The organism is Palaeococcus sp. (in: euryarchaeotes), from assembly GCF_053987695.1.
The window spans coordinates 1-7,621 of record NZ_JBMXHE010000082.1; the positions used below are offsets into that span (position 1 = coordinate 1).

At 45.6% G+C, this 7,621-nt stretch carries 7 protein-coding genes; 5 read left to right on the top strand and 2 right to left on the bottom strand.

Annotated elements, in window-relative coordinates; genetic code table 11:
* Both ACXJGZ_RS06960 and ACXJGZ_RS06965 read right to left on the bottom strand, forming a co-directional pair.
* Positions 1–317, bottom strand: a 317-nt coding sequence (locus tag ACXJGZ_RS06960; RefSeq protein ID WP_456398774.1) for a hypothetical protein, incomplete at its 3' end; no start/stop codon positions are given.
* Positions 318–460: 143 nt separating this feature from the next.
* A complete protein-coding gene (locus ACXJGZ_RS06965; RefSeq protein ID WP_456398780.1) occupies positions 461–1,726 on the bottom strand; it encodes an Nre family DNA repair protein in 1,266 nt (421 codons plus the stop codon).
* Between the two features lie 86 nt (positions 1,727–1,812).
* Here ACXJGZ_RS06965 and ACXJGZ_RS06970 point away from each other — a divergent pair, with 86 nt between their 5' ends.
* The 5 genes from ACXJGZ_RS06970 to ACXJGZ_RS06990 all read left to right on the top strand — a co-directional run.
* Positions 1,813–2,811, top strand: coding sequence for a TIGR01177 family methyltransferase (locus tag ACXJGZ_RS06970; protein WP_456398776.1), 999 nt, complete (start codon positions 1,813–1,815; stop codon positions 2,809–2,811).
* Between the two features lie 63 nt (positions 2,812–2,874).
* Positions 2,875–3,918, top strand: a complete 1,044-nt coding sequence (locus ACXJGZ_RS06975) for a lysyl aminopeptidase (protein WP_293253643.1) — start codon at positions 2,875–2,877, stop codon at positions 3,916–3,918.
* 149 nt (positions 3,919–4,067) lie between these two features.
* Positions 4,068–4,562, top strand: a complete 495-nt coding sequence (locus ACXJGZ_RS06980) for a hypothetical protein (RefSeq protein ID WP_293253640.1) — start codon at positions 4,068–4,070, stop codon at positions 4,560–4,562.
* Between the two features lie 97 nt (positions 4,563–4,659).
* Positions 4,660–7,536, top strand: a complete 2,877-nt coding sequence (locus ACXJGZ_RS06985) for an LAGLIDADG family homing endonuclease (RefSeq protein ID WP_456398778.1) — start codon at positions 4,660–4,662, stop codon at positions 7,534–7,536.
* A gap of 12 nt (positions 7,537–7,548) precedes the next feature.
* Positions 7,549–7,621 (top strand): hypothetical protein (locus ACXJGZ_RS06990; RefSeq protein ID WP_456398783.1); only part of this gene is annotated, 73 nt, incomplete at its 3' end.

Below are 7,621 nucleotides of genomic sequence, written 5' to 3' on the forward strand. Positions count from 1 at the left end.
ACATCATCCAAAAGTTCTCCGGACTGTAATGACTCTATGAGTATCTTCCGAAATAGGTGTTGAGAAATTACTTTATTCCACTCACTAATATTTCTGGGGTTATTGGGAATTTCAGCAAGATACGAATAGTTGTTTACGTTGAACCAGTTTAGTTTGTATCTATTTCCAAGTACTTTTTCAAATCTCGTGCCACAATATGGACACTCAAGTATCTTTATCTTCCTTTTTAAAATCGATCCTACTGTCACATATTTTTCTTCAAGTGTAGCATTTTGACAAACTGGACAGGAGTATTTTTCTCCCATTAACATCACCATGATAGTATGTTAATTAAGTCCAAATAAACATTTTGATGAGGGATAAAAGGTATCAGCCAAGCTTTTCTTTTTTTCAAGCCCCGCCCTTCAGGATAGGGAGGAAGTCGGGTGCAATCCTAACCACTTAATGGGTAGAGTGCTCATCATCCATTTGTCTTTTCTCCGGTGATGTGGTATAAATTCTTTCCGAGCCACTCGTCCAGAGTTATCTGCCTCGCGAGGCTCCTGAGGATGTAGCTCCTGGAGAGGTACTTCTCAAAGGGGCACTCGAGGCGTTTTCTTATGGCATCGAGGGCCTCATTGAGTGTCTCGAAGCGTCCAATGGGATTCCTCATGGCCTTTTTGACTCCAACTCTTATCTGCCAAACACCAACAGGAGCGTAGTACTTTGGAGTTACCTCCCTAAAGACTAAAATCCTTGCTTGTCTCCCCCTCTTTCTCAGAGCTTCAAGAACGCTCAGACGAGCCGCATGGTAGGCTCCCGCTGTCTCCTTAACATATTCCTTTCTCCCCCTAAAGTCCTCATAGTCATGAATCACTTGGGGTTCCTCGCTACCGAAGAGAGAACCCTTAAGCCAGACCTCCAAAAGCTCAAAGGCATAGGTTTCGGGCATTAAAAGGACGGTGTAACGGTTCCCGAGGAATTCATGGAAGTAGAGCTCAAATTCGTTTATCGGTTCATAGTGAATGATTTCTTTCCGGAGATGCTTCCCTATGGTGTCCTGAACCGCTGTAATGCTCCACCTTGTGGGGACCAGCTTCCTTTGAATGCCGAGAAGTCCTGCGGATAGAAGCCTTATTATGTAATATTCATCAAAGCCGGAGTTATAAAGAATCATCACGGCATGCTCTGCCTTTAACTCATCGCTAACTACATAATCCGTTTTTCTCGGAATTTTCGGATTCTCCGTTAATTCAAAGTCCAGAAGCTCTGCCTTCGGTCCAATCGGAGGTGCAAACTCACTTGGCAGAACTTTCAAGATGGGCTTCCTTTTAAGGAGAATCTCACTATCCACAGGTTTTATTGACATTGCAAGCTCCTGAATCTCCCCGAGAATACGGCCACTCTTCCTAACATTCACATCAGCTTTTGTTTCACCCATAACGAGAAGAGAACGATAATAGAGTATATCCCTGATGCTCCTGTTCTCCCATTTTAAAGGGCTGTCCAGATTGGATGTATTCCCCTCGAGGGGAGGCACTAAAGGACCTATTCTAACCTTCGGGTAGCCAAATTCTCCAACAAACAGGCTGGGCGGAGACGAGCCAAAAATCTCCCTTTTATTAATCTTAGGTTCAAGCTTCTTGGCTACCCTGAAACGTTCGAGAATGGGACACGTGGGTCTGCCACATAGGAGTTTTCGTCCCTTGCATACGGCACACAGTTTTGAGTTGAAGAGCTGCATGATAGATAATCAGTATCTGGAGTTTAAATTATTTCCTTAAATTCCTTAACTTCCTTAAACTTTAAATACGCCAGCTCAAACTCCATAACATGCTCTATGTCGAAACCCTTGGAAACCTGCCGGAGCTTGCAGAGGGAGAGGTTAAAGCCCTGCTCGAATTAGCGAGTTCTAAATTTGGGGTTTTGGACAAGGATTACCTGTTCCTGGCTTTAGAGGCAGACGAAAGTGCCCTCCCTCTTTTAAGTCGCCTTGGAATGAGCCATGAAGCGGGAATCCTTTTATTCTCCGCCGAGAGTCTCGAAGAACTGTACTCAAAAGCTCAGACGATTGATTGGAGCTTTTTGGAAGAACCTTTTGCGGTTAGAAAAGAGAGAATGATAAACTGCAGATACGATGTGAAGGATATCGAGGGAAAACTTGGGGGTATAATCACAAAAGAGGGACTTAAAGTGAATTTAACACATCCAAAGAGCATCGTTAGAGTATACTGCGGTGAGAAGCTCTGGGTTGGCGTTAGGAGCCTCTACTTCGATCCCAAATCATTCCAGAGCCGAAAGGCGGATAAAAGACCTTTCTTTAAACCAATATCTCTTCCTCCACGCCTTTCGAGGGCAATGGTCAACCTTACCAGAGCGAGGAGAGAAATTTTGGATCCATTTATGGGGCTCGGTGGAATTTTGATTGAAGCTGGACTTATGGGACTTAAGGTCTATGGCGTGGACATAAGAGATGATATGGTCAGAGGGGCGAAAGGGAACCTTGAGTTTTATGGTGTTAGGGATTACGATTTGAGGGTTGGAGATGCAACTAACCTCAAGGAAGTTTTTGGAGAGAAGAAATTCGAGGCAATAGCAAGCGACCCACCATATGGAACCTCTGCAACTCTAGCCGGATGGAACAGGGAGGAGCTTTACAAAAAAGCCCTTGAAAGTATTTACGATGTTCTAGAAGGACACCTTGCAATAGCATTTCCGACACAGTTTGATGCGGAAAAAGCTGCTAGGGAGATTGGTTTTGAAGTCCTTGAGAGATATTACCAGAGGGTTCACGGCTCTCTGGATAGGTTCTTCTACGTGATGAAGGTTTAGGGATAAAGCTTAAATAGCAAATTTTACATTAAGATTAACATCTAAATGGACGAGGTGGTTGAAATGGTGGACTGGGATTTAATGAAGAAAGTTATTGAATCTCCGGGTGTTTCGGGTTATGAGTTTACGGGAATTAGAGACGTTGTAATCGAGGCTTTGAAGGATTACGTTGATGAAATTAAAGTCGACAAGCTCGGCAACGTTATAGCCCACAAAAAAGGCAATGGTCCAAAAATTATGATTGCAGCTCACATGGACAAAATTGGCGTCATGGTGAACCACATCGACAACAACGGTTACCTGCACATAGTTCCCGTGGGCGGTGTTGATCCAAGAACTCTCGTCGCACAGAGAATCCGCTTCTTCACTGACAAGGGAGAAAAATACGGCGTCGTAGGCCACATACCCCCTCATCTCCAAAAGCCTGAAGATAGGAAGAAAGCAGCGAATTGGGATACCTTGGTTGTGGATGTTGGTGCCGATAAGAAGGAAGAAGCCGAGGAGATGGGCTTCAAGGTGGGCACAATTGGAGAATTCGCTCCAGCATTTGTGAAGCTCAACGAGAATCGCTTTGCCACCCCCTACCTCGACGATAGGATATGTCTCTATGCAATGATTGAAGCCGCAAAAGCCGTTGAAAAGCACGAAGCGGACATATATTTTGTAGGGAGCGTCCAAGAGGAGGTTGGACTTAGAGGAGCAAGAGTTGCTTCATACGGGATAGATCCCGAGATTGGAATAGCCATGGACGTAACCTTCGCGAAGCAGGTGGGCGATAAGGGTAAAATCGTCCCTGAGCTTGGAAAGGGTCCTGTGATGGATGTTGGCCCAAACATAAATCCAAAGATTAGAGCGTTTGCCGATGAAGTCGCCAAGAAATATGGGATACCTCTACAAGTCGAGGCAAGCCCGAGACCAACGGGAACCGATGCTAACATAATGCAGATAAACAGGGAAGGAATGGCAACTGCCGTTCTCTCAATACCCATAAAATACATGCACTCCCAGGTTGAGCTAGCAGATGTGAGGGATGTAGACAACACAATAAAGCTGGCCAAGCACCTCCTTGAAGATCTAACTCCTATGGATTTAACACCCGGATTTTGAAGCATTTCCCTTGTTTTTCTAATTTTCGATATGCTTAAGAATAAGTCCAACATATCTTTCTGAAGAACTCGGATGATGATGAAGAAAAGCTGAGACCCGAGTATGATGACTATTCCATGGGGTCTCTGACGAGGTAAAGGGTGAGAATAATGTTTGTGGGAAGGGCATTAATTCCCGTCAAGGTCATGCGTACCTTTGGAGACTGGAAACCCGGAGATATGGTGCTTATTGAGGACTGGAAAGCCAAGGAGCTCTGGGAGAGTGGGGTAGTCGAGGTGATTGATGAGGTTGAGAAGATAATCATCGAGCTGGATAAATATATAAAAGAGGAGAGGGAAAACAGACCTCTAATAACCATAGATGGCTCCCTCTACGACAGAACAGAGTTCTACATGTATTTTCTTAACAAAGTTCTCGAAAATCCGGGAGGATATCCCCCCGAAACCCTGCGCTCCTACATAACGAAGCTCGCAAATCTAAAGGAGAAGTACAAAGAGCTGAAAAAGCTCAGATTTAACAAGATACTAAAATCCGTGATGCTGAGACCCAACAGTCTTGAGATTTTAAATAAGCTCACTCCAAAGGAGAAGGAGCTATATCTCCAGATGTCTAAGATGAGAATGGCATGGCTTGGTGAGGAATGATGGGGATGACTGAAGGTTTTATTGAGGTCCTGAGAAATTATACGGATTCTAAGGGAAATAAGGTGTATAACTCTAAGATATGGTCCGGTGAGGAGTGATGGAAAAGGAGGAAATGATTAAAGGTTTTATTGAGTTCCTGAGAAATTACGCGGATTCTAAGGGAAATAAGGTCTATATTTCTAAAATCAATGACCTGCTCACGGTTACTCCAAAAAAATCTCTGGATATTGACTGGTCTCATTTAAACGCCTTTAATCCTCCCCTGGCTCAGGAACTCATAGAGAATCCGGAGGAAGTTTTGCTCGCAGCCGAAGATGCCATAAGAACCATACTTCTTGAGGATTTTGATGAGGAAATGGCGCTTCATGCGCGGTTCTACAGCCTTCCTCAAACTCTGCTGGTTAAAGAGCTTGGCGCTGAACACATAAACCGGCTTATTCAGGTTGAGGGCATTATCACGAGAATCAGCGAGGTAAAACCCTTCGTCCAGAAGGCAGTTTTTGTATGCAAAGATTGTGGAAATGAGATGATAAGGCTTCAAAAGCCCTATTCCTCAATGGTGAAGCCCCCTAGGTGTGAGAACTGTGGAAGCAGAAATCTGGATATAAATGTTGAGAAGAGCTCATTCATAAACCTCCAAACATTCAGGCTTCAGGATAGACCCGAGAGCCTCAAAGGAGGGCAGATGCCCCGTTTTGTTGATGCGATACTCTTGGATGACCTCGTGGACATTGCCCTCCCTGGAGATAGGGTAATTATTACAGGGATATTGCGGATAATAATGGAGAGCAAGGAGAAGAGACCCATCTTCAAAAAGATACTTGAGGTCAACCATATCGACCATATAAGCAAGGACGTTGAAGACCTTGACATTTCGCCTGAGGATGAGCAGAGGATAAGGGAGCTCGCAAAGAGGCCGGACGTCATCGATGCAATAGTGGACTCAATAGCGCCAGCAATTTATGGTCTGAGGAAAGAAAAGCTTGGCATAGCTTTGGCTCTCTTCGGCGGTGTGCACAGGCAGTTGCCCGATGGGACAAAACTTAGAGGAGAAAGTCACGTTTTGCTTGTAGGAGATCCTGGAGTTGCTAAGAGCCAGCTCCTTCGCTATGTGGCGAATTTGGCCCCGAGAGCCATTTATACAAGTGGTAAAAGCTCAAGCGCGGCCGGTTTGTGTGTTGCCCCGGACTCACTCATAGTCACGGACTCGGGTGGCGTCGAAATTGGAGAGTTAACCGAGCGCTGGATGAAAGAAGTGGGTTCGCTTGAATACACGGAAGGCATTGAATATGCCCCAATCTTTGAAAGTACTCCCTCAGCAAAAGACGGAAAAATCAAGGAAACTCCCATGAGCAGGGTATGGAAGCTCAAAGCTCCCAAACATCTGGTAAAGATTAAAACAGTAACCGGCAAAGAGCTAACACTAACGCCGGAAACAAAACTGCTAACATTAGAAAACGGGGAATGGGAGTGGAGGGAGGCAAAAGAGCTAAAACCCGGCGACTATGTTGCAACCGCAAGGAGGGTGAAGGTTAAGGGGAAGAAGATCACCACCCTTGAGCTGCTCGAAGACCTCGATGATCTCGTCATCTGCGGCATTAAAGACAAAGTGAGGGAGCTCATTGAAAGAGCCTGCATGGATCTGGGGATAACAAAGAGGGAGCTCGCCAAAAAGCTCGGCGTAAGCGAGGATGAGGTTTACTACCGCTGGATCAATCCCAAAGCGAGGGGCAATATAAGGATGAAACACCTAAGAACACTCTTAGAGCTTGCCGAAGCGAGCTGGGACGAGATAACACCTGAATGTGTGTCTCTACAAGCGGGACACATGGTCAAACTCCCCAAATACGTTGACAAAAAGCTGGCATACTTCGCGGGCCTTGTGGCCGGAGACGGAGATGTATCAAAAGCAGGCTGGGGAATTTCCATAAGATTCTCAAACAGCAGCGATGATATGAGAAGAACGTTTATGGAGCTTGTTGAAGAGCTCTTCGGGTTGAAAGCCGGGGAGATCCATCAGAACGGCCGTGTACCTGCTGTTAGGTTCCACTCCAAGGTGGTGGCTCACATCCTCAGCAAGCTTGGTGTTCCACAGTCTCCAAAATCACACCGCATTGATATGAGCGAAATCCTCATGAATCTCCCCGATGAAGTTCTTTCAGCGTTCATTAAAGGTCTCTTCGATTGTGACGGAACTGTTGTGATAAGGAAAAATGGCTCCTCTTATGTTGAGCTCGACACGACGAGTGAAAAGCTCGCCAGAAAGCTCCAGCTGGCCATGCTCCGCTTTGGCATAGTCGCCCATCTAAGGAAGCGTAAAAGAAAAGGACAGCGCTCAGAAATCAACGGAAAAACCATCATCTCCCACCACGACCGCTGGGAGCTCAAACTGTACGGCGAGAACGTGCTGAAGTTCACATCGCTCATAGGATTCTCACATCCCGAAAAGGCCAGAAAGCTGGATGAGCTCATAAAGATACTCGAAAGATCCAAAAGGGACACCAACATTGATGTTGTACCCGGCACTGGAGAGATATTGAAAGAAATTAGGGGATTCTATGGGCTTAGCCTTGAAGATGCGTATGGTTCAACTTTCAGGAGCGCCGTCGAGAAAGGAGAACCCATATCACGGAGGGCGCTCCAAACGGTTATCGAGAGACTGAAGGATAAAGCTACAATTTCCGCGGTTCCTGTTGAACTTCCGGAAGATCTCAGACAGAGGATTGGTGAACTCGTCAAACCAGAGGAATGTGGGATGGGATATAAACAGTTCTACGAGCTTTTCAAGAGAAAACGCCGGAGAACGATACCCTATACCTTACTTGTGGACATTGCTAAAATGTTGAAGGATAAAGACAATAAAGCTTATAATGAATTGGTCTGGCTCCTCAGCGAGATAATAGAGAAAGAGGAGAAGATTAAGGGGAAACTAACGTTTTTAGAGGAGCTTGCATACTCCGAAATCCTGTGGTAGAGGATCAGAGGGGTGAAAACGGTAGACAGCCCCTATGAGCACGTATATGACCTGACCGTTGAAGGCTCGCACAGCTTCATTGCAA